At 66.3% G+C, this 20,369-nt stretch carries 20 protein-coding genes and 1 tRNA gene; 13 read left to right on the top strand and 8 right to left on the bottom strand.

Translation table 11 applies throughout. The annotated features are described in order from the left end of the window. Window positions 1-10 precede the first annotated feature (10 nt). The 5 genes from TZ53_RS14780 to TZ53_RS14760 all read left to right on the top strand — a co-directional run bounded on the left by TZ53_RS14780 (window position 11) and on the right by TZ53_RS14760 (window position 4,611). A complete protein-coding gene (locus tag TZ53_RS14780; RefSeq protein ID WP_044661773.1) occupies window positions 11-682 on the top strand; it encodes a CpaD family pilus assembly protein in 672 nt (223 codons plus the stop codon). 1 nt (window position 683) lies between these two features. After that, complete coding sequence (locus TZ53_RS14775) at window positions 684-1,970, top strand: pilus assembly protein CpaE (RefSeq protein ID WP_044661772.1); 1,287 nt, start codon at window positions 684-686, stop codon at window positions 1,968-1,970. Window positions 1,971-2,041: 71 nt separating this feature from the next. Next, a complete protein-coding gene (locus tag TZ53_RS14770) occupies window positions 2,042-3,040 on the top strand; it encodes a type II secretion system F family protein (RefSeq protein ID WP_044661771.1) in 999 nt (332 codons plus the stop codon). A 13-nt stretch (window positions 3,041-3,053) separates the two neighbouring features. Further along, entirely contained in the window at window positions 3,054-4,046 is a 993-nt protein-coding gene (locus tag TZ53_RS14765; RefSeq protein ID WP_025547806.1) for a type II secretion system F family protein, read from the top strand. A gap of 133 nt (window positions 4,047-4,179) precedes the next feature. Beyond that, window positions 4,180-4,611 carry a DUF2147 domain-containing protein gene (locus tag TZ53_RS14760; protein ID WP_044661770.1) on the top strand — a complete coding sequence of 144 codons (432 nt, stop codon included), beginning with the start codon at window positions 4,180-4,182 and terminating at the stop codon, window positions 4,609-4,611. A 300-nt stretch (window positions 4,612-4,911) separates the two neighbouring features. Here TZ53_RS14760 and def read toward each other — a convergent pair whose 3' ends face one another. Further along, window positions 4,912-5,442 carry a peptide deformylase gene (def, locus tag TZ53_RS14755; RefSeq protein ID WP_044663069.1) on the bottom strand — a complete coding sequence of 177 codons (531 nt, stop codon included), beginning with the start codon at window positions 5,440-5,442 and terminating at the stop codon, window positions 4,912-4,914. A 48-nt stretch (window positions 5,443-5,490) separates the two neighbouring features. Continuing rightward, window positions 5,491-6,087 carry a recombination mediator RecR gene (recR, locus tag TZ53_RS14750; protein WP_044661769.1) on the bottom strand — a complete coding sequence of 199 codons (597 nt, stop codon included), beginning with the start codon at window positions 6,085-6,087 and terminating at the stop codon, window positions 5,491-5,493. 125 nt (window positions 6,088-6,212) lie between these two features. Here recR and fmt point away from each other — a divergent pair, with 125 nt between their 5' ends. Next, window positions 6,213-7,121 (top strand): methionyl-tRNA formyltransferase, encoded by a 909-nt coding sequence (gene fmt, locus TZ53_RS14745; RefSeq protein WP_044661768.1) that lies wholly within the window; start codon window positions 6,213-6,215, stop codon window positions 7,119-7,121. Window positions 7,122-7,125: 4 nt separating this feature from the next. Next, window positions 7,126-7,872, top strand: a complete 747-nt coding sequence (truA, locus tag TZ53_RS14740; protein ID WP_044661767.1) for a tRNA pseudouridine(38-40) synthase TruA — start codon at window positions 7,126-7,128, stop codon at window positions 7,870-7,872. A 32-nt stretch (window positions 7,873-7,904) separates the two neighbouring features. On the opposite strand, the gene TZ53_RS14735 is transcribed toward truA, so the two are convergent. Then, on the bottom strand, window positions 7,905-8,624 hold the full coding sequence (locus TZ53_RS14735) for a queuosine precursor transporter (RefSeq protein WP_025550419.1): 720 nt from the start codon (window positions 8,622-8,624) through the stop codon (window positions 7,905-7,907). A gap of 86 nt (window positions 8,625-8,710) precedes the next feature. Between TZ53_RS14735 and TZ53_RS14730 the strand changes: the two genes are divergently transcribed. Then, window positions 8,711-8,787 (top strand) — tRNA-Arg (locus TZ53_RS14730). A gap of 12 nt (window positions 8,788-8,799) precedes the next feature. On the opposite strand, the gene TZ53_RS14725 is transcribed toward TZ53_RS14730, so the two are convergent. The 3 genes from TZ53_RS14725 to fsa all read right to left on the bottom strand — a co-directional run bounded on the left by TZ53_RS14725 (window position 8,800) and on the right by fsa (window position 12,118). After that, the gene (locus tag TZ53_RS14725; protein ID WP_229742451.1) at window positions 8,800-10,821 is read right to left on the bottom strand and encodes an acyltransferase family protein; all 2,022 of its coding nucleotides are present in this window, start codon (window positions 10,819-10,821) and stop codon (window positions 8,800-8,802) included. A 193-nt stretch (window positions 10,822-11,014) separates the two neighbouring features. Beyond that, the gene (locus tag TZ53_RS14720) at window positions 11,015-11,359 is read right to left on the bottom strand and encodes an antibiotic biosynthesis monooxygenase family protein (RefSeq protein ID WP_025550459.1); all 345 of its coding nucleotides are present in this window, start codon (window positions 11,357-11,359) and stop codon (window positions 11,015-11,017) included. Between the two features lie 105 nt (window positions 11,360-11,464). Next, complete coding sequence (gene fsa / locus TZ53_RS14715; protein WP_025550461.1) at window positions 11,465-12,118, bottom strand: fructose-6-phosphate aldolase; 654 nt, start codon at window positions 12,116-12,118, stop codon at window positions 11,465-11,467. A gap of 143 nt (window positions 12,119-12,261) precedes the next feature. Between fsa and TZ53_RS14710 the strand changes: the two genes are divergently transcribed. The 3 genes from TZ53_RS14710 to TZ53_RS26185 are packed head-to-tail and all read left to right on the top strand — an operon-like array spanning window position 12,262 to window position 15,317. Then, window positions 12,262-12,927, top strand: a complete 666-nt coding sequence (locus TZ53_RS14710; RefSeq protein WP_044661766.1) for a DUF2490 domain-containing protein — start codon at window positions 12,262-12,264, stop codon at window positions 12,925-12,927. A gap of 48 nt (window positions 12,928-12,975) precedes the next feature. Continuing rightward, complete coding sequence (locus TZ53_RS14705) at window positions 12,976-15,147, top strand: primosomal protein N' (protein WP_044661765.1); 2,172 nt, start codon at window positions 12,976-12,978, stop codon at window positions 15,145-15,147. Continuing rightward, window positions 15,147-15,317 carry a DUF1289 domain-containing protein gene (locus tag TZ53_RS26185; protein WP_065846500.1) on the top strand — a complete coding sequence of 57 codons (171 nt, stop codon included), beginning with the start codon at window positions 15,147-15,149 and terminating at the stop codon, window positions 15,315-15,317. The genes TZ53_RS14705 and TZ53_RS26185 overlap by 1 nt, the downstream gene beginning before the upstream one ends. Here TZ53_RS26185 and TZ53_RS14700 read toward each other — a convergent pair. Next, window positions 15,286-16,731: a tetratricopeptide repeat protein gene (locus tag TZ53_RS14700; protein ID WP_044663067.1), complete on the bottom strand. Its 1,446-nt coding sequence runs from the start codon at window positions 16,729-16,731 to the stop codon at window positions 15,286-15,288. The two genes, TZ53_RS26185 and TZ53_RS14700, sit on opposite strands and share 32 nt — an antisense overlap. Before the next feature lie 133 nt (window positions 16,732-16,864). Beyond that, complete coding sequence (ada, locus tag TZ53_RS14695; RefSeq protein ID WP_044661764.1) at window positions 16,865-17,926, bottom strand: bifunctional DNA-binding transcriptional regulator/O6-methylguanine-DNA methyltransferase Ada; 1,062 nt, start codon at window positions 17,924-17,926, stop codon at window positions 16,865-16,867. Window positions 17,927-18,044: 118 nt separating this feature from the next. On the opposite strand from ada, the gene TZ53_RS14690 reads away from it, so the two are divergent. Together TZ53_RS14690 and TZ53_RS14685 are read left to right on the top strand one after the other, a co-directional pair. Beyond that, window positions 18,045-19,595, top strand: coding sequence for a S1C family serine protease (locus TZ53_RS14690; protein ID WP_025551224.1), 1,551 nt, complete (start codon window positions 18,045-18,047; stop codon window positions 19,593-19,595). A gap of 215 nt (window positions 19,596-19,810) precedes the next feature. Further along, entirely contained in the window at window positions 19,811-20,365 is a 555-nt protein-coding gene (locus TZ53_RS14685) for a F0F1 ATP synthase subunit delta (protein ID WP_044663066.1), read from the top strand. Window positions 20,366-20,369 lie beyond the last annotated feature (4 nt).

Raw genomic sequence — 20,369 nt, 5'->3', positions numbered from 1 at the left:
GACGAAAGACATGACTTTCCAGTCTCGCAAGACCCCCGTCCTCCCCGGCCTTGTCCGCCTTGGCGCGCTCGCGCTGATGGCCCTGCCGCTCGCCGGCTGCCAGACCGACCAGGCCGCCAATCGCGGCGTGCAGTCGGTCCATCAGCCGGTCGTCAGCCACACCGCCTTCACCTATGATGTGCAGGCGGCCCCCGATGGCGGCCTCACCGCATCGGAGGCGCGCCGGCTGGACGACTGGTTCGTTTCCATCGGCCTTGGCTATGGCGATCAGGTCGCCGTGGCGACGGATGCGGGCTATTACAGCCCTGCCCTGCGCGAAGGCATAGCCGATGTGGTGGCGCGGCACGGCATGCTGGTGGGCGAAGACGGCACCGCCGTCGCCGGCACCGCGCCGCAGGGCGCCGTGCGCCTGATCGTGCGCCGCGCCACCGCCCGCGTGCCCGGCTGCCCCGACTGGTCGGACAAGCCGGAAACCGACCAGCAACTGGGCGCATCGACCAATTTCGGCTGCGGCGTGAACGGCAATCTGGCCGCGATGATCGCCAATCCGGAGGATCTGGTGCGCGGCCAGACCACCGACAGCGACCTGCGCACCGCCACGTCCAACCGCGCGATTTCGACCTATCGCGAAAAGGCGCCGACCGGTTCCGGCGACCTCAAGACCCTGTCGGGAGGCAATTGACATGAACGCACCCTGGAAACCCGGCGCATCCGGCCAGCGTGACCCCTTCCATGCCTTCGTCTGCGACGATCACAGTTTTGACCTGCTGCGCGTCGTCGCGGCGGAAATGGGCTGGGCGCCGGAAAAGGTGAACAAGGGCGGCATGCGCAACGCCGTGCAGTCCCTGTCGATCACCGCTTCGCCGCAGATCCTGTTCATCGACATGTCGGAAAGCGGCGATCCGCTGAACGACATCAACAGCCTTGCCGAAGTGTGCGAACCCGGCACGGTCGTCATCGCGGCAGGCCAGGTCAATGACGTGCGCCTATATCGCGACCTGCTGGCCAGCGGCATCCAGGACTATCTGCTGAAGCCCTTCGGCGCGGACCAGTTGCGCGACGCGCTGGCGCAGGCGCAGGCCGTATTCTTCGCGCCACGCGATGCGGGGCCGGAACGGCCGCACATGACCACGGCGGTCATCGGCACGCGCGGCGGCGTGGGCGCGTCCAGCTTGGCAACCTCGCTCGCCTGGCTGCTCAGCGACAAGAGGCAGCGCCCGACCGCCCTTCTCGACCTGGACGTCCATTTCGGCACCAACGCGCTGGCGATGGACCTGGAGCCGGGGCGCGGCCTGACCGACGCCATCGAAAATCCCAGCCGCATCGACGGTCTGTTCATCGAACGCGCGATGGTGCGCGCGAGCGACACGCTGGCGATCCTGTCGGCCGAAGCGCCGATCAGCCAGCCCCTGCTGACCGACGGCGGCGCCTTCTACCAGTTGCTGGAGGAGTTCCGCGCGGCTTTCGAATGCAGCGTCATCGACCTGCCGCGCGCCATGCTGATCCAGCATCCGCATCTGATGAGCGACGTGAACGTCACCGTCGTGGTCACGGAACTGACGCTGGCGGCGGCGCGGGATTCGATCCGCATCCTGTCCTGGCTCAAGACCAACGCCCCGCAGTCGCGCGTGCTGGTGGTCGCCAACCGCGTCCACCCCGGCGCGCCGGAAATCAGCCGCAAGGATTTCGAACAGTCGATCGAGCGCAAGGTGGACGTGCTGATCCCCTTCGACCTCAAGGTCGCCTCGCAGGCCGCCAAGCTGGGCAAGACGCTGGCGGAGACGGCCAAGGGCAGCAAGGTCGGGGCCGCCTGCAACACCCTGCTGGATGCGGTATTGGGCGCGGCGGAGGAGGCGGAAGCCGATGAAGGCCGCGCGACCTCGTCGAAGAAGGGCGATTCCCTGCTGGGGAAGATCAGCGATCTCAAGAGCATGATCCCTTCGCGCCGCAAGGGCAAGGCTTCGGCCTGAACAGGATGGGCCGTGCCGCCTGGGGGCGGCATGGCCGCTTTGATGGAACCGGATAAGAAACGGGCAGGCACATGAACGGCAATATCATCCTGATGGCGGTGCTGCTCGCAACCATGCTGGGCCTGATCGTCATGGCCTTTGGCGGCCCGTCGCCCGAAAAGGCGCAGAAGCGCCGCATGGAACTGATCCGCGGCCGGCACAGCGATTCCACCGACGTCATATTGGAAGCGCGCATGCGCAAGGCGATCTCGAACCGCCCGGCCGGCAATGAATCGTCGATGCTGGTGTCCCTGGTGCCCAATCCGGAAAACCTCGCCAAGCGTATCCGCATGACCGGCAAGAAATGGACCGTCAGCCAGTATATGACCGCCTGCGCCGTGATCTTCCTGCTGCTGTCCGCCGTGCTGATGCTGCGCGGATTCCCGCCGCTGTTCGCCGTGATGCTGGGCCTCGCGGCGGGGCTTGGCCTGCCGCATATGTGGATCAGCCGGCTCATCAAGGGCCGCGTGCTGAAATTCAACGCCAAGTTTCCAGACGCATTGGAACTGCTGACCCGGGGCCTGCGCTCGGGCCTTCCCATTGCCGAGACGCTGAACGTCGTGTCGAGCGAAGTGCCGGGACCGGTGGGCGAGGAATTCAAGCTGATCACCGAACGCATCAAGATCGGCAAGACCATGGATCAGGCGTTGCAGGAGACCGCCGACCGGCTGGGCACGCCCGAGTTCCAATTCTTCGTCATCAGCCTGGCGATCCAGCGCGAAACCGGCGGCAATCTGGCGGAAACCCTGTCCAACCTCGCCAACGTGCTGCGCCAGCGCGCGCAGATGAAGCTCAAGATCCGGGCGATGTCCTCGGAATCCAAGGCGTCGGCCTATATTATCGGCGTGCTGCCTTTCACGGTATTCGGCCTGATCTGCTACATCAACTACGATTACATGTCCCCCTTCTTCACGCCCGACCCAGCCGGGATATTCGGCCTTTCGACCATGCAGGTGGTCGGCATCGGCGGCATGTGCTGGATGGCGATCGGCGCCTTCATCATGGCGCAGATGATCAACTTCGAAATCTGAGGAAGCCGACAAGATGGAAAGCACACCCGTCCCCGCCGGCACCCTCTTCGGCCTGACCGCCACTGATTTCGGCACGCTGCTCGCCGCCCTGGCGACACTGGCGACGCTGTTCGCGCTTTATGCGGTCATGACCGTGCGCGATCCGATGGCAAAGCGCGTCAAGGCGCTCAACGAACGGCGCGAACAGCTGAAGGCCGGCATCACCGCCTCCACCGCGCGCCGCCGCGCCAAGCTGGTGAAGAAGAACCAGACGACCGACCAGATGCGGTCGCTCCTCTCCAGCCTGAAGGTGCTGCAGGACGATCAGCTCAAGGAAGCGCAGATCAAGCTGGCCCAGGCCGGCATCCGGTCGAAGGACTGGGCGGTCGCGGTGATCTTCGGCCGCATGATCCTGCCGATCGTCATCGGCGGCATGGCGGCGCTGCTGCTCTATGCTGTGGGCATCTTCCCCGAATGGGGCGGCGCGAAGCGCTTCATGGCGTTCGCCGGCGCGTTGCTGCTGTCCTACAAGGCGCCCGACATCTTCATCGACAACAAGATCCAGAAGCGTTCCGCCGCGATCCGCAAGGGGCTGCCGGACGCGCTGGACCTGCTGGTGATCTGCGCCGAGGCTGGATTGACCGTCGACGCCGCCTTCAGCCGCGTCGCCCGTGAACTGGGCAAGGCCTATCCGGAACTGGGCGATGAATTCCACCTGACCGCCATCGAACTCAGCTTCCTTACAGAGCGGCGCATGGCCTTCGAGAACCTGGCCACCCGCGTCAAGCTGGACGCGATCAAGGGCGTGGTCACGACCATGATCCAGACGGAAAAATACGGCACGCCGCTGGCTTCGGCCCTGCGCGTGCTGTCCGCCGAATTCCGCCACGAACGCATGATGCGTGCCGAGGAAAAGGCCGCGCGCCTGCCCGCGATCATGACCGTGCCGCTGATTCTCTTCATCCTGCCGACCCTGTTCGTCGTCATCCTGGGTCCGGCCGCCTGCTCGATCAGCCAGGCCTTCTAAAATTTTGAAGGGGCGCAGGCGCGTTGCCGTAGCGTCCCTTCGAACGCCCGCGAAAGCCGCTGATTTTCCGCCTTGGCGAAGCGGCCGATCCTGCCCTATCCCCTTTTGCAAAGACGCAAAACCGGAGAGGTCCATGGTCGCCATCACCCGCATCGCCGCCCGCGCCGCGCTGCCCATCCTGCCCCTGTTCGCCGCCCTGCCCGCGCAGGCCGCCCAGCCCATCACAGGCCGCTGGGCCACGGTCGACGGCAAGGCCATCGTCCAGATCGCCCCCTGCGGCAAGACGCTCTGCGGGCGGATAGAAAAGATCGTGAAACCCACCCCCGGCCGCCCCCAGACCGACATCAAGAACCCCGATCCGGCCCAGCGCGGCAAGCCGCTGACCGGTCTGGCGCTGCTCACCGGCTTTGCCGACGCGGGCGATCTGTGGAAAGGGTCGATCTACGATCCGGAACGCGGCAAGACCTATAACAGCAAGGTCAGCCGAAACGGCGACGGCACGTTGAAGGTGCAGGGTTGCATCATGATGTTTTGCAAGACCCAGACATGGACGCCCATGCGCTGATCGGCTGACCTCTTTTTGGATGAAGCCAGCCATTCCCCCTCCGCGGGCGGGAGGGGGTGAGCCAGCGCGACATCTGCGGAGATTCCCAACGGCCAGGCCGGAAACTCGCTACGCTCGCGCTCACCCTCCGCCTCCCGCCCAAAAACGAAATGCCCCGGCCAAGGCCGGGGCATTTCGTTTTAGAGCAGATTCCGATCCGATTGCATCGGCTCGACTGCTCTCAGTTTTTGTTTTGTCGCGTTTTCCGAGTCAGCAGATGATTCCATCTGCTTGGAAGACGCTCTAGCTCTGCCGCTGGGATCAGGCCGCCTTGCGCGCCTTGGTCAGCTTCTTCATCAGCATGTCCCGCTTCAACCGCGACAGATGGTCGATGAACAGCACGCCCTGCAGATGATCCATCTCATGCTGGAGGCAGGTGGCCAGCAACCCTTCCAGCCGCTCCTCATGGATGCGTCCGTCCCTGTCCATCCAGCTCGCGCGGATGCTCGCCGGCCGCTCCACTTCCGCAAACTGGTCGGGGACGGACAGGCAGCCCTCATTATAGACCGACAGGTCCTCCGATCCTTCCAGGATTTCCGGATTGATGAACACCATCGGCTTCCTGACCGGCGGCGCGCCCTCCTCATCGGATTCGGGTTCCTGCAGGTCGATCACCAGCACCCGCTTGGGTACGCCCACCTGGATCGCGGCCAGGCCGATGCCCGGCGCGTCGTACATGGTTTCGAACATGTCGTCGATCAGACGCTGCAATTCGTCATCGATCGCCTCCACCGGAGACGAGATGGTACGCAGGCGCGGATCGGGCGCCTCCAGGATAGGAAGAATGGCCATGGAACCAAAATAATCGGACGGCCGGAAAATTTCAAGCGACCGCCACATTCACCCGACGGGGCGCCGCGCCCTCAGCGCCTGGGCCAATGTCCCCTCGTCCAGATAGTCCAGTTCCCCGCCCACCGGCACGCCATGCGCCAGTTGCGTCAGGCGCACGGGAAAACGCTCCAGCCGTTCGGCCAGATAATGGGCGGTGGTCTGTCCCTCCAGCGTCGCGTTCATCGCCAACACCACCTCGTCTATGCCGCCGGCCTCCACCCGCGCGACCAGCGCATCGATGGACAGGTCCTCCGGACGCACGCCTTCCAGCGCAGACAGCCGACCGCCCAGCACATGGAATCGCCCCGGGAACAGTCGCGACTTATCGAGCGCCCACAGGTCCGCAACATCCTCCACGACGCAAAGCGCCCGCGCATCCCGGCGCGGATCGGCGCAGATGCCGCAGGGATCGACGGTATCGACATTGCCGCACAGGCTGCATGTCACCAGCCGTTCGTTCACCGCATCCAGGGCGCGCAGCAGCGGCTCCAGCGCGGATTCCCGCTTCTTGAGCAGGTGCAGCACGGCACGCCGCGCCGAACGCGGGCCAAGGCCGGGCAGGCGGGACAGCGCCTGCGTCAGCGCTTCGATCTCGGGAGAAGCCATGGAACCGGAATAAGGGCTTGCAAGTCGTGGGCACAAGGGGTTTGAGAGGCGTCTTCGGAAATACGCCCCCCAGCGCATTTCAGAGGCGGCGCCGGCCGGCGCCGAAACCCAACAAAAGGCCCGCCATGCGCATCGTTTATATGGGAACCCCGGATTTCGCCGTGCCGGCCCTGGCGGCATTGGCAAAGGCCGGGCATGACATCGTCGCCGCCTACAGCCAGCCGCCCCGCCCGGCCGGACGCGGCAAGGCGCTCCGTCCGTCCCCCGTCCATGCGAGGGCGCTGGAAATGGGCATAGAGGCGCGCACGCCGGTTTCGCTGAAGGATGCCGGGGTGCAGGCCGCCTTCGCCGCGCTGAACGCCGATGTGGCGGTGGTCGCCGCCTATGGCCTGATCCTGCCGCGCCCGATCCTGGAGGCGCCGCGCATGGGCTGCATGAACATCCACGCCTCCCTCCTGCCTCGCTGGCGCGGCGCTGCGCCGATTCAGCGCGCCATCCTCGCTGGCGACAATGTCACGGGGGTCACCATCATGGACATGGAGGCAGGGCTGGACACCGGCCCGATGCGCGCCAAGCATGTGACGCCCATAGAGGACAAGACCGCCGGCGCGCTGACGCAGGAACTGGCCGAAGCCGGCGCGGAACTGATGGTGGAGGTGCTGGACGACCTCTCCCTCCACCCGCCTGTCGCCCAGCCGGAGGAAGGCGTCACCTACGCCTCCAAGATCGAAAAGGCGGAATCGCGGATCGATTTCAGCCGCGACGCGCATCAGGTCGAACGGCAGGTGCGCGCCTTCAACCCCATGCCGGGCGCCTTCTTCGAATATCGCGGCGAACGGTTCCGCATCCTCGCCGCCCATGTCGAGGAGAATGACGGCCCGGCGGGCGAGTTGCTCGACAACAGCCTGCTGATCGGCTGCGGCCATGGCAGCATCCGCCCGACGCTGATCCAGCGCGCGGGCAAGGGCGCGATGTCGGCGGGCGAATTGCTGCGCGGCTATGACATGCCCGCCGGCAGCCGGATCGACGCCTGACCCCATGACCCGTTTCGCCTTCACCGTCGAATTCGATGGCCGCCCCTTCATGGGCTGGCAGCGGCAGGCCCATGGGCCGAGCGTGCAGCAGGCGATGGAGGACGCCATCTTCGCCGTCACGGGCGAACAGGTCGCGGTCCATGCGGCGGGGCGGACCGATGCGGGCGTCCACGGCCTTGGCATGCGCGCCCATGCCGACATTGCGAAGGACATCGCGTCCTTCCGCCTGATGGAGGCGCTGAACGCGCTTCTCCGGCCGGCGCCGGTCGCGATCCTTGCCTGCGAGGCCGTGGCGGACGACTGGCATGCGCGCTTCTCCTGCACCGGCCGCTCCTATGTCTATCGCATCGCCAACCGCCGCGCGCCGCTGACCTGGGAAAATGGGCTGGTCTGGCGGGTGATCCAGCCGCTGGATGCGGGCGCGATGCAGCAGGCCGCGCAACTGCTGGTCGGTCGGCACGACTTCACGACCTTCCGCTCGGTCCACTGCCAGGCGGAAAGTCCGGTGAAGACGCTGGACCGGCTGGATGTGGAGCGTGCGGGCGACCGCCTCGCCATCCATGCGGAGGCGCGGTCCTTCCTGCACCATCAGGTGCGGTCGATGGTGGGATGCCTTGCCATGGTGGGCATGGGGCGCTGGTCGATAGGCGATCTGGAGGCGGCGCGGGACGCGAAGGACCGGGCGGCCCTGGGATTGAACGCGCCGCCCGACGGACTCTATTTCGTGCGGGCGCGTTACCCGGGCGAGTAATCATGCTCCTGCGCAGGCGGGAACACCATGTCCTAGAGGCTTGCCCGGAACGGCGTGAAATTCGTGCCCTCGTCGAAGACGTCCAGCCCCTCCGCGCGCTTGAGGCGATTGACCACCACATAGGTCACGGGCGTCAGCACCGCTTCCCACGTCACCTTCATCAGCCAGTTGGTGACCATCACCGTCGCCACCTGCGCGTTGGTCCAGTCTCCATAAAAGGCGAGCGGATAGAAAAGCAGGCTGTCCACCCCCTGCCCGACGACCGTCGATCCGATGGTCCGCATCCACAAATGCCTGCCCTGCGTCAGCAGCTTCATCTTGGCGAGGACGAAGCTGTTGGCGAACTCCCCCGCCCAGAAGGCGGTGACGGAGGCGAAGACGATGCGCCACGTGCTGCCGAACACGGCCTCATAGGCCTTCTGGTCCGGCCATCCCTCCGCCGGAGGCAGCTTCACCACCACCCAGCTCATCAGCGCCATGAACAGCATCGCGCCAAAGCCCGCCCAGACGCATCGCCGCGCCCGCGCATAGCCATAGACTTCCGTCAGCACGTCGCCCAGCACATAGCCCAAAGGAAAGAAGAGGATGCCCGCGCCAAAGGTGAAGCCGCCCAGCGTCGACAGCTTCGCCGCGCCGATCAGGTTGGACAGCAGCAGGATCGCGACGAAACCGGCCATGCAGAAATCGAAATAGCGCAATGGGCGCGCACCCAGCGCATAGGCGTCGATTTTCCTTACCCCCGCATCGCTCATGCGCCCCTGCATATCGGGCCGGCGCGCAAATGCAATGCCGCCCATGATTGCAAGCCGGTCAAAGCCCCGCTATCGAACGCGCCGACGGCCCCGTAGCTCAGCTGGATAGAGCATTCGCCTTCTAAGCGAATGGTCACAGGTTCGAATCCTGTCGGGGTCGCCATTTTTCGCCAGTTCAGCGCTTTTCGGGGCGGCCGGCCCGTTCCCGGATCGGCCGCATCGCTTCATGGACCATGCCGCTCAGCAGCAGGCTGCCCTGCCGCGACAGATGGTCGTCGTCGGAATAAAGCGGCACGCCATGCATCATCGTCGCGCAATGGCCGGTGCCGCAGAGAAGGCGGTGCGGATAGACGACGCCGGCCGCGAAGCGCCGCCGCATCTCGTCGAAGGCGCCGAACACGTCGCGCTGCCGCCGCAGATAATCCGCCAGCGGCAGGTCCAGTTGCGCCGGTTCGCTGTAGAGTTCCGCCCGCGCAAGGCTTTCCGGCACGTTGCGGCGGAATTCCGGAATGGGCGCGACCAATATGACCCGCTTGCCCATGCCGGTCAGTGTCCGCACCGTTTCCTTCAGCCCGGCGCGAAACAGCAAGGCGTCGCGCTTGAGGCTCCGGTCGTCATTCCCGTCCCGGCCGAGATAGCAGGGCGTGCCGCCTTCGGGGCGGCGTCCATTGGCGCACAGACCCCAGCGGGACACCAGGAAGACCGTGTGGATCGTCGGACTGTCGCGCAGCATCGCCAGCACCTGCGCGTTGAAGGCGCTGCAATCATGGCTGGCGGGCTGGTCCAGCCGATCCAGCCCCAGCAGGGTGGGGCAGGCGGGGTAGGATGCGATCCGTCCGGAAAGGCCCAGCGCATCGCCTGCCTGATCGAATGCGGGTTTCAGCGCATGGGCGTGGGAATCGCCCCAGAGCAGGAAACTGGGTGCCGTGCCGTTATGCGCGCCCACCGCGCACAGCGCCCGGTGCCGCACCGCCGCCATGCCCGAACAGCGCTCCGGCAGATAGGCCATGCTCCGGCTCGCCGCATCGAGCGCGGCGACGGAGGGCGCCACTCGCGCAGGCAGGCCGCCGGACAGGTAGAGCATCGCGCCCGCTCCGCACCCTGTCGCCATCATCGCGCCGGCGAGCGCGAAGGCGCGGCCTGCCGTGAAGCGACGGGCCCGGCGGAACGGCTCCTCAATGAAGCGCCAGGAGAAAGCGGCGAGGAGGAGCGAGAGCAGGATGATGAGCAACTGCTCCCGCAACCGCCAGTCGCCGTCCGTGCGATAGGTCCAGAAGACGACAAGCGGCCAGTGCCACAGATAGAGCGAATAGGAGATGCGGCCGACCGCCACGGGCACCGCGCCGCCCAGCAGATGGCTGACCGCCGACCCGCTCTGCCCCGCATGCAGGATCAGTAGCGCCCCCAGCACCGGGTAAAGCGCGTTCAGCCCCGGAAAGGCCGTCGCGCTGGAAAAGCCGAACAGCGCCCAGCCGATCGACGCCACCCCCGCCAGCGCGCAGAGCTGCGCCGCCCAACGGTTCCGCAGCGGCGGCAACATATCCGTTGCCAGCAACGCGCCCGCCAGCAACTCCCAGGCGCGGGGAAAGGGAAGGTAGAAGGCCAGCACCGGCGCACGGTCGACCAGCAGCAGCGCCGTGGCGAAGGACAGAAGCGCCACCACCCCCAGCAGGAGCCGCGTCCGCCCGCCCGCCCGAAAGGCACACAGCATCAGCAGCGGGAAGAGGATGTAGAATTGCTCCTCCACCGCCAGCGACCATGTGTGCAGCAGCGGCGCTTCTTCCGCGGCGCTGCCGAAATAGCCGCTATGCCGCGCGAAATGGAGGTTGCTGGCGAACAGCACCGTCGCCACGGCGCTCAGGCCAAGCGCGCGATAGTCCAGCGGCAGCAGGATCTGGCTGCCGGCGATGATGGTGACGGCGATGGTCGCGAACAGGGCGGGGAATATCCGGCGGATGCGCCGCACATAGAAATCGGTGAGGCTGAACCGGCCTTCCGCTAGCTCCCGCGCAATGATCGAGGCGATCAGATAGCCGGAGATGACGAAGAAGATGTCGACGCCAACGAAACCTCCGGAAAAGGGCCAGAGGCGGACATGATAGAACAGCACCGGCAGCACCGCCAATGCGCGCAGCCCATCGATGTCGCGCCGATAGGCAACGGACGGGCTGGCCTCCAGCGCGGTCGGCGCGGGCAAGGTCGGACAGGATGCGCTGGCGGCGATGCTTTCCCTCCTCTTTTCCGGGATCTGGCAGGCGCTGATGGTGATAGAGCCTGTCTCGACCGGCGCATCGGCGCATCGGGACAGCCGCCGGGGTCAAAGGTGTTAGGGGGCTGGCTGGAAGGCGCAAGGAAGGGACGCGCAAGGGAGGCGCGCCTAGTCCGATCGGTCAGTCGCCGCCGCCACGCCCCTCCGCCGAACGCAACAGCAGGTCGTCAGTCACCGTCATGGTGAAGATGGGATCGGCGTCCGGCGGCACCTCCGCTATGGCGTCGACGAAGGCGGCGCGCGTCTCGGGATCGTCATAGACCATCTTCTGATCGAAAGCCGCGCGCCAGCTCGCCTCGTCCGGCCATTCGGCATAGCCGACGAAGCGCCCGTCGGCATCACGATGCAGGCGTGAACCGTAGCTGCCATATTTTTCGCGGATCAGGTCGGTTCCCCGGCGCCAGGCCTTGCGGAACTGATCCTCCTTGCCGGGGTGAACGCGCCACCAATAGACCGCGACGAACATCGTGCCTCTCCTTTGCGCAGGAGAATGACGCTCCCCGGCGAAGGTTGCGACAAAAAAGGCGCGCAGGACCGGCCTGCGCGCCCTTCCTCAAACCCCCAACTCGGATCAGAGGACCGACTGGCCGGTCTTTTCCCAGTCCGCCAGGAAGCCGGCAATGCCCTTCTCGGTCAGCACATGGTTGAACAGCGCCTTGATGACGGACGGCGGCGCGGTCATCACGTCGGCGCCGATCTTCGCGCTTTCCAGCACATGGATCGGGTGACGCACGCTTGCGACCAGGATTTCCGTGGCGAAGGAATAATTGTCGTAGATCAGGCGGATGTCCTCGATCAGCTTCATGCCGTCGAAGCCATTGTCGTCATGTCGCCCGACGAAGGGCGAGATGAAGGTCGCGCCCGCCTTGGCCGCCAGCAGCGCCTGATTGGCCGAGAAGCAAAGGGTGACGTTCACCATCACGCCATCCCCGGTCAGCGCCTTGCAGGTCTTGAGGCCATCGATGGTCAGCGGCACCTTGATGCAGACATTGCCGGCGATCTTCCGCAAGACCGCGGCTTCCTTCATCATCGTCTCATGGTCGAGCGCGACGACCTCCGCCGACACGGGGCCTTCCACGATGCCGCAGATTTCCTCCACCACTTCCAGGAACTTGCGGCCCGACTTGTGGATCAGCGAGGGGTTGGTGGTGACGCCGTCCAGCAGGCCGGTGGCGGCGAGTTCGCGGATTTCATTGGTGTCGGCGGTGTCGACGAAGAACTTCATGGATCTGCTCCGGCAGAGGAAGGGACGAATCGCGTTTCCTTTAGCGGCTCCATGACGGATTAGCCATTATTGCCGGAGGCTGCCCCTTTACCTTCCGCCCGGCGCAACATTATGACGGCGGCACCTTTCCAAAGGACCGATCCATGCCCCGCCGCCAGCGTCCCCGCCACATATCGGACGCGCTGATCTCCGTCGGCCTCCTGGCCGCCTCGCCCGCCTTCGCCGCCAGCCAGGAAAATCAACTGTGGACGACCGAATCGCTGGTCGTGCAGGCAAGCGATGCGGACCTCGTCTCGCTCGACCTCAGCCAGCGTTTCCGCCAGGCATCCTCCAATGGCGGGCAGCAGACGGTGCGCGTCCTGATCGACCATCGCGTCGCCAGGGCGGTGCAGATCGGCGGCGGCCTCGCCTTTTTCCGCTCCGAACCGGAACAGGAAATGCGGCTGTTCCAGCAGGTGACGCTGACGAAAGGCATCTGGATGAGCCGCACCCGCATCGAACAGCGCTTTTTCGATACCGCCGACAGGGCAAGCTGGCGGCTGCGGCAGCGGGCGCAGGCCTCGGTGCCTCTCGACGCGGCGAAGCGATGGACGCTGATCGCGGCGGCCGAGCTGATGTTCCACCTGAACCGCGCCCGCCCCGGCGACAGGCCGGGCCTTGCCGTGATGCGCAACCAGATCGGGCTGCGCCATCCGATCGCCAGGGCGCTGGACGCGCAATTGCTCTATATGCGGCAGCAGACGTTCCGCGACGGCCGCCCGGATGCGGTGGCGCACATCCCCTGGCTGACATTGAGCTGGAAAATCTGACGCGCTCCAGGGCTTGCCTCAACCGCCCCTGCCATTAGGGAGAGGGCAATGAGTTCGCGCGCCCGTGTCATCCTGCTGAACGCCGCCCTGGGGCCGCTGGACTATCGCGTGCCGCATGGGATGAACGTCAAGCCCGGCAGCATCGTCGTCGCGCCGCTGGGTCCGCGCCAGATCGTCGGCGTGGTGTGGGACGAGGACAGCTTTCCCGAAATCGAGACGGTGGGCGACAACCGTCTGCGCAACGTCGTCGGGCCGGTCGACGCGCCCCCGGTGCCCGAAACGCTGCGCCGCCTGATCGAGTGGACGGCGGACTATTATCTCGCCCCCATCGCCGCCGTGCTGCGCATGACGCTGACGTCCATGGCGGCGCTGGAGGGCGCGCGCACCGTCATCGAATATCGCGCCACGGGCGACCTTCCTGACCGCATGACCGAACAGCGCACCCAGGCGATGGAGCGCATCGGCGAACGGCAGGGGCTGATCCGCGAGCTGGCGATGATCGGCGGAGTCAGCGACGCGGTGATCCGCGGCCTCATCAAGGCGGGCGCCTTCGAAGCGGTGGAGGTCAGCGTCGACACCCCCTTCCCCATGCCGAATCCCGATCATGCCCCGCCGCTGCTGTCCGATGGGCAAGGCGCGGCCGCCGACCAGTTCATCGAAGCGGTCAGGGAACGGGCCTTCGCCCCCTTCCTGCTCGACGGCGTGACCGGATCGGGCAAGACGGAAGTCTATTTCGAAGCTATCGCCGCCGCTATCCGCGAGGGACGGCAGGTGCTGGTGCTGCTCCCCGAGATCGCGCTGACCGAGCCCTTTCTGGAGCGTTTCGAAAAGCGCTTCGGCACGGTCCCCGTCAACTGGCACAGCGGCCTGCGCCAGAGCGAGCGGCGGCGCGCCTGGCGGGCGATCGCGGCGGGCGAGGCGTCGGTGGTGGTCGGCGCCCGCTCCGCCCTGTTCCTGCCCTATCCCAATCTGGGCCTGATCGTGGTGGACGAAGCGCATGAGGCGAGCTTCAAGCAGGAGGATGGCGTCCACTATCATGCCCGCGATGTGGCGGTGATGCGCGGCCTAATCGAGAAATTCCCTGTCATCCTCGCCTCCGCCACCCCCGCCATAGAGACGCGGCATCAGGTCGAGCTTGGCCGCTACAGGGAAATCAAGCTGCCTTCCCGCTTCGGCGGCGCGGCCATGCCGGACATAGAGGGCATCAACCTGCTCACCGACCCGCCGGAGCGTGGCCGCTGGATCGCGCCGCCGCTGGTGCGCGCCATCGACGAGACGATGGAAAAGGGCGAGCAGAGCCTGCTCTTCCTCAACCGGCGGGGCTATGCGCCGCTGACGCTCTGCCGCCATTGCGGCTATCGCTTCCAATGCCCCAATTGCACCGCCTGGATGGTCGAGCACCGGCTGACCCACCGCCTGGCCTGCCATCATTGCGGCCATGTCATCCCCGCGCCGCGCTTCTGCCCGGAATGCAAGGAGGAGGATAGCCTTGTCGCCTGCGGTCCCGGCGTCGAGCGCATCGCGGACGAGGTGAAGGCGCTCTGGCCCAATGCGCGCACCGCCATCGTCACCTCCGACACGCTCTGGTCGCCCGCCAAGGTCGCGGAATTCGTGAAGTCGGTGGAGGCGGGCGCGGTCGACATCATCATCGGCACGCAGCTCGTCACCAAGGGCTATCACTTCCCCAACCTGACGCTGGTGGGCGTGATCGATGCCGATCTGGGCCTCGAAGGCGGCGACCTGCGCGCGTCGGAACGCACCTTCCAGCAGATCGTCCAGGTCGCCGGACGCGCCGGGCGCGGGCAGAAACCGGGCCGCGTCTTCATCCAGACCCGCATGCCGGAGGCAGAGGTCATCAAGGCCCTGATCGCAGGCGATGCAGAGCGCTTCTACGAGGTGGAGACGGAGAATCGCCGCCACGCCAACGCCCCGCCCTTCGGCCGCTTCGCCGCGATCATCGTGTCCAGCGAGGATGCAGACGAAGCCGCCGAGGTCGCGCGGCTGATCGGCAAGTCCGCGCCCTCGATCGAGGGGATGCGCGTCTACGGCCCCGCCCCGGCCCCGCTTTCCGTGCTGCGCGGGCGGCACCGCCACCGCCTGCTGATCCACGCGACGCGGCAGGTCGACGTGCAGGACGCAATCCGGGACTGGCTGGGCAACCTCAGCTGGAAATCAGGCACAAGGGTGGCGGTCGACGTCGACCCGTACAGCTTCATGTGATGGCCCGAGCACCGATGGAAAGCCCCTGCGTCAACATCTGCAAGCTGGACAAGGACGGGCGCATCTGCACCGGTTGCGGGCGCACGACGGACGAAATCCGACGCTGGGCAGGCATGAGCAAGGCCCAGCGCCGCGCGATCATGGAGCGGTTGAAGGGCTTTTCTTCCTAGCGGCCTCGGCATCGAAGCGCTTCTTGAGCGCCAGCGCGGCGTCCCGCGTGCCGGAGGGGTGCGGCGAATAGGCCAGCGGGTCGAGCAGTTGGGATGCCTTGGCATATTCCCCCCGGAATGCGAGGGCCTGCACATAGTTCATCCGATATTCCGGGCTTTGCGGCAGCAGCAGAAAGGCCTTGGCCAGGCCGTCATAGCCGATGTCCGGCATCAGCCCGCCCTTCATCGCATGATAGCGGTAGAACAGCGCCAGCGGCACCGGGTCTTCCGTATCCGCGCGATTCGCCTTGACGATGGCCTTCAGCGCAGCCTTCCAATCCTCCTCCTTGTCATCGTCCTGCGCCCGCTCCAGCAATGCCCGCGCCTGCGCGCTATAGGCCCGCGACAGTCCAGGATCGAGCGCGATCGCCCGGTCGGCGTCGGCCAGCGCCGCCGCCTTCTCCTCCGCCTCCCACTCCGCCTCCGCCAGCAGCGCCAGCGCATAGGCGCTGGACGGGAATTTGGCGGCGGTGGCGCGGATCGCACGGACGATGTCGGGCAAATCTTCGGTGCGGGGATGGTTCATCAGCCGCAATTCATCCTCGATCAGCGCGCCCTGCGCCGGATCGACCGGGCCGAGCGCGATGGCTCCCACCGTCACTGCGCTGGGATCGAGCCGCGATGCCGACAAGGGACGGCGCATATAGGCCTTCAGGTCCTTTTCCAGCCCCTCGACGCCCCCGGCAAAATAGCCATCCAGCTTCATATCCGGCACGCCGGCCGCCAGATCCTTCAGATAATGGCTGATTTCCGCCCGCCGGTCAGCCTTATACTGGAAATAATGGGTGAGCAGCCAGGCCGTGCCATAATAGCGATCCCCGTCCCGCAGCCCCAGCCCGTCCGTATCGCGGGCGAACAGGTCCTTCAGCGGATAGGGCGAATCCTGCACCAGCGTGGGCGCCCGCGCCATCGGGATGCGGCCGAACTGGATCGACCCGTCCTTGGGGAATTTCACGGCGGAGAAAAATTCCGCGAAGCCCTCCACATACCAGGCCGGATAAGCCGCCGGGAAATGATGCAGCATGAAATGATGGGTATATTCGTGGAACAATATGTCCTCGGCACCCACATCATAATCGCTCGTCTTCGCGCCCCGCGCCAGGACGGCATAAGCGAAGCGATCCGACGTCGTGTAGAAACCGCCGATATTGGGATTGCGCGCCAGCGCCTTCACCTTGGCGTCGTTGGACAGAAGATAGACATGGACCGGGCTACCCGCCTCCGGATCGTCGACGCCGGTCACGCGGCGCAACAGGCCGTCGAATTTTTCCAGCTTCTCGGCAAATTCATGCAGCCTGGCTTCGCTGCCGTCGCTCATGATGGTGAAATGCCGGCTGTTAGCCTGCAACCACGCCGCCTGCGCCGTACCCGGCATGAGCGCCAACGCACCCGCCAGGAGCAGCAGCCCCTTCAACACCCGAATCGTCACGCCACCCCCTGCAACGGCGTTGAACCCCGGCTGCACTCATGGCCGACAGCCTGCTGAAAGAAAAGCGAAAAGCGTGGTTTCAGCCCCGGCTTTCGCGCTCCAGCAGGGCCTGCTTGCGCCGCGTGCCATAGGCGTATCCGCCCAGGCTCCCATCGCTCCGCAACACTCGATGGCAAGGGATCAGCACGGCCAGATTGTTGTCGCCGCAAGCCGTCCCGGCGGCCCGCACGGCGCCTGGCCTGCCGATGGCCGCCGCAATTTCGCCATAGGTGCGCGTCTCACCCGGCGGGATCGCGCGCAAGGCCGCCCATATCGCCTGCTGAAACGCCGTCCCGCACACATCCATCGGCAAATCCGGCGGCGCCGACGGATCGTCGATCAACCGCACGACCTGCGCCGCCAGGGCCGAAAGCCCCTCGTCGGCGGGCAGGATCTCCGCCTTGGGGAAGCGCCGGCGCAAATCCGCCTCATCCTCGTCGAAGCTGATCCGGCAAAGCCCCCGCTCGGTCCCCGCGACCAGCGCCGGCCCCAGGCCGGTCTGCACCACCGCATGGCGAATCGCCACGCCCCGCCCGCCATCCTTCCAGGCGCTGGGCGTCATGCCCAGATGCCGTTCCGCATCGGCATAGGCGCGACTGGGCGCATTATAGCCCGCCTCATAGATCGCGCCGGTGACGCTGCTCCCCTCCTCCAGCGCGCTTTTCAGCCGTTCGGTGCGCAGCGATCGGGCGTAGGCGGCCGGCGTCATCCCCGTTTCGCGCTTGAACAGCCGGTGGAAATGATGCGGCGCATAGCCCGCATGCGCCGCCACCTCCTCCAGCGAGGGCGGGGTCTCGGCGGCAGCGATGAAGGCGATGGCCGCCTCCACCGCCAGCCGGTCGCGCCCGACCTCGTCGGGGCGGCAGCGCAGGCAGGCGCGGAAACCCGCCGCCCGCGCTGCCTCCGGGTCGGCAAGGAAGTTCATATTCTCCCGCCGGGGATGCCGCGCCGCGCAGCTCGGCTTGCAATAGATGCCGGTGGTCAGCACAGCGCCCACGAACCGCCCGTCGAAGCTCCGGTCGCGCCCCAGAAAGGCGTCCCAGCAGGCATCTGCGTCCGGCATGGCGTGGATCGGGGCTTCGGGCTGTCTCATCTCGGTCATGAATAAGGGATAGCCGCGCCCGACGCATCAGCCTTCCCGCCGCTTGCGCTCAAAAAGCGGCTCCACGCTTTTTTGCGCATTGCCTCAATCCCACCATCGCATATGAATGCCGCCAACCATGGTCGCACTATTCCGTCGCCTCGCCCCTGTTCTGGCCGCGCTCCTGGCTCTTGCCGGGCCCTCCGGCGCGCATGCCGAACAGCAGGACATCGCAGCCGCCGCCCGCGGCGTTGTCCGCGTCGTGCTGGTCGCGACCAACGGCTCCGACGCCTATTTCGTGGGCCATGGCAGCGGCTTCGCGGTCGCGCCGGACAAGATCATCACCAACGCCCATGTGGTCGAACTGACGCGGGAGGAGAAGGACCTTGTCATCGGCGTCATCCCTTCGGAGGGGACAAAGACCTATGGCGGCCGGATCATCGCCTTCTCGCCCGGCAACGACCTGGCGCTGATCCAGTTGGAGGAAGGCAGCCTGCCGGTCAGCACCTTCTACGCCGGCGCGGTGAGCGACGGGCAGCATGTCACCGCCATCGGCTATCCCGGCACGGTGGACCGCGCGCAGGGCCTTGGCCTCAAGCAGTTGGTGGAACCGCTCGGCACGGTGAAGACCAGCGGCACTGTGTCCTCAGGCAGGGCCAGCCAGAATTTCGATACGGTGCTGCACACCGCGCCGCTGGCCGCAGGCAATAGCGGCGGCCCGCTGGTCGACGATTGCGGCCGGGTGCTGGGGGTCAACAGTTTCGGATCGGTCTCCGACGGCAATGATGCGGAGTTCGGCTTCGCCGTGTCCTGGCGGGAAGTCGCCTCCTTCCTGCGGCAGGCCGGCATATCGTCGCTGCACACCGTCGTTCCCTGCCGCTCGATGGCGGAGGCGGACGCCGCCGAAGCCGCCCTCGCCCAGCGGGAGGAAGCGCGGAGCGAGCAATCCGAACGCGCCCGCGCGGACGCTCGCGAAGCCGCGCTGGACAAGGCCCGCGACACGGCCGAACGCGACGTCATTTCCGCCCGGGAAAATGCGATGGCGGGCGCCGCAGTGCTGCTGGCGCTGGCGGTGCTCGGCCTCGGCGCAGGCGGCCTGTTCTACAGCCAGGGCCGGGAACGGCGCGCCACCTGGTGGCTGGCGGGCGGCGGCGTCCTGCTGTTCGCGGCGATCGGACTGTTCTTCCTGAAGCCCAGCTTCTCCAGTATCGAAGAACGCATCGAACTGCCGCAGGACGCGAACGTCATGGGCAACAACGCCTATGCCTGGGCCGGCGACAATGTCTGCCGGGTGGACGTGAATCGCAGCCGGCTCACCATATCCCAACCCAATGACATCGGATTCCACTGGGCGGAGGGAGGCTGCGTCGACGGCGACACCCAATATGTCTCCTCCGGCACCGGCTGGCAGCGCGCGGCCGTCCCCGACGACCATAATTTCGTGACCGTCAGCCGCTTCGATCCGGCAACGGGCACGCTTCGGGTCCAGCGCTGGCTGCCCGACATCGACACCATGGCAAAGGCCCGCGCCCTTGGCGGCGGCGCGATCAAGGGCTGTGGGAGCGATTCTGCCCTGCTGGGGAAAATCGCCACGCTGCAGAACGATCTCGCCGCCCTGCTTCCGGCCCAACCCAATGAACGGATCGTCTACCATTGCCAAAAGGGTCGGCTCACCCCCGAGGGGAAATAAAAGCGGGGCGGCGCCCAACGATTCGTCCCATATAAAAACTCAGTCAAATCGCGATGATTTCATACTGACGGTCGAATCGTGTTCCATGGCTTGCATAGTCACAATCCCACTGCTAACCGGCCCCCCAACAGGGGACCGGGACGGACAGAACCGCGCCCCCTTTTTGCATGACCGGCAATTCAAAATGCCAGAATCAAGTGGAGGACGGTAAGCGCGTGGAGACGACCGGCGGTATTCAGGCCAGCCTCAGCGGCCGCTATGCGGTGGCGCTGTTCGATCTGGCCCGCGACGGCAAGACGCTCGACACCGTCGCGGCGAGCTTGGCTGCGCTCAAGGCGGCACTGGCCGAATCGGCCGATTTCAAGGGCCTGGTGAACAGCCCGGTCCTCAGCCGCGACGCAGCGGGTAAGACGATCGCCGCCGTCGCATCCTCCATGAGCCTCGACCCGCTGACGACGAATTTCCTGGGCGTGCTGGCCCAGAACCGCCGCCTTTCCCAGCTGCCCGCGATCATCCGCGCCTATGAGACGCTGCTGTCGAATCACAAGGGCGAGGTTCGCGCTGAAGTGACGAGCGCCCATCCGCTCGACGCCGGGCAGGTCAGCGCCCTGCAACAGGGCCTGCGCGCCCGCGTCGGCCGCGACGTCGCGCTCGATGCCAAGGTCGATCCCGCGATCCTGGGCGGGCTGGTCGTCAAGATCGGCAGCCAGATGATCGATTCCTCCATCCGCACCCGTTTGAATAGTCTCGCCCACGCGATGAAAGGCTGAAAGG

It is taken from the genome of Sphingobium sp. YBL2 (genome assembly GCF_000943805.1).
GTDB lineage: Bacteria > Pseudomonadota > Alphaproteobacteria > Sphingomonadales > Sphingomonadaceae > Sphingobium > Sphingobium fuliginis.
The sequence above is the reverse complement of the archived record's forward strand: the minus strand, read 5'-3'. Positions and strand labels throughout refer to the sequence as shown.

Coding starts and splice junctions, on each gene's coding strand:
- TZ53_RS14780 (WP_044661773.1), top strand. CDS start 11: ATGACTTTCCAGTCTCGCAAGACCCCCGTCCTCCCCGGCCTTGTCCGC.
- TZ53_RS14775 (WP_044661772.1), top strand. CDS start 684: ATGAACGCACCCTGGAAACCCGGCGCATCCGGCCAGCGTGACCCCTTC.
- TZ53_RS14770 (WP_044661771.1), top strand. CDS start 2,042: ATGAACGGCAATATCATCCTGATGGCGGTGCTGCTCGCAACCATGCTG.
- TZ53_RS14765 (WP_025547806.1), top strand. CDS start 3,054: ATGGAAAGCACACCCGTCCCCGCCGGCACCCTCTTCGGCCTGACCGCC.
- TZ53_RS14760 (WP_044661770.1), top strand. CDS start 4,180: ATGGTCGCCATCACCCGCATCGCCGCCCGCGCCGCGCTGCCCATCCTG.
- def (WP_044663069.1), bottom strand. CDS start 5,442: ATGGCCATTCTTCCTATCCTGGAGGCGCCCGATCCGCGCCTGCGTACC.
- recR (WP_044661769.1), bottom strand. CDS start 6,087: ATGGCTTCTCCCGAGATCGAAGCGCTGACGCAGGCGCTGTCCCGCCTG.
- fmt (WP_044661768.1), top strand. CDS start 6,213: ATGCGCATCGTTTATATGGGAACCCCGGATTTCGCCGTGCCGGCCCTG.
- truA (WP_044661767.1), top strand. CDS start 7,126: ATGACCCGTTTCGCCTTCACCGTCGAATTCGATGGCCGCCCCTTCATG.
- TZ53_RS14735 (WP_025550419.1), bottom strand. CDS start 8,624: ATGAGCGATGCGGGGGTAAGGAAAATCGACGCCTATGCGCTGGGTGCG.
- TZ53_RS14720 (WP_025550459.1), bottom strand. CDS start 11,359: ATGTTCGTCGCGGTCTATTGGTGGCGCGTTCACCCCGGCAAGGAGGAT.
- fsa (WP_025550461.1), bottom strand. CDS start 12,118: ATGAAGTTCTTCGTCGACACCGCCGACACCAATGAAATCCGCGAACTC.
- TZ53_RS14710 (WP_044661766.1), top strand. CDS start 12,262: ATGCCCCGCCGCCAGCGTCCCCGCCACATATCGGACGCGCTGATCTCC.
- TZ53_RS14705 (WP_044661765.1), top strand. CDS start 12,976: ATGAGTTCGCGCGCCCGTGTCATCCTGCTGAACGCCGCCCTGGGGCCG.
- TZ53_RS26185 (WP_065846500.1), top strand. CDS start 15,147: ATGGCCCGAGCACCGATGGAAAGCCCCTGCGTCAACATCTGCAAGCTG.
- TZ53_RS14700 (WP_044663067.1), bottom strand. CDS start 16,731: ATGCCGGGTACGGCGCAGGCGGCGTGGTTGCAGGCTAACAGCCGGCAT.
- ada (WP_044661764.1), bottom strand. CDS start 17,926: ATGACCGAGATGAGACAGCCCGAAGCCCCGATCCACGCCATGCCGGAC.
- TZ53_RS14690 (WP_025551224.1), top strand. CDS start 18,045: ATGGTCGCACTATTCCGTCGCCTCGCCCCTGTTCTGGCCGCGCTCCTG.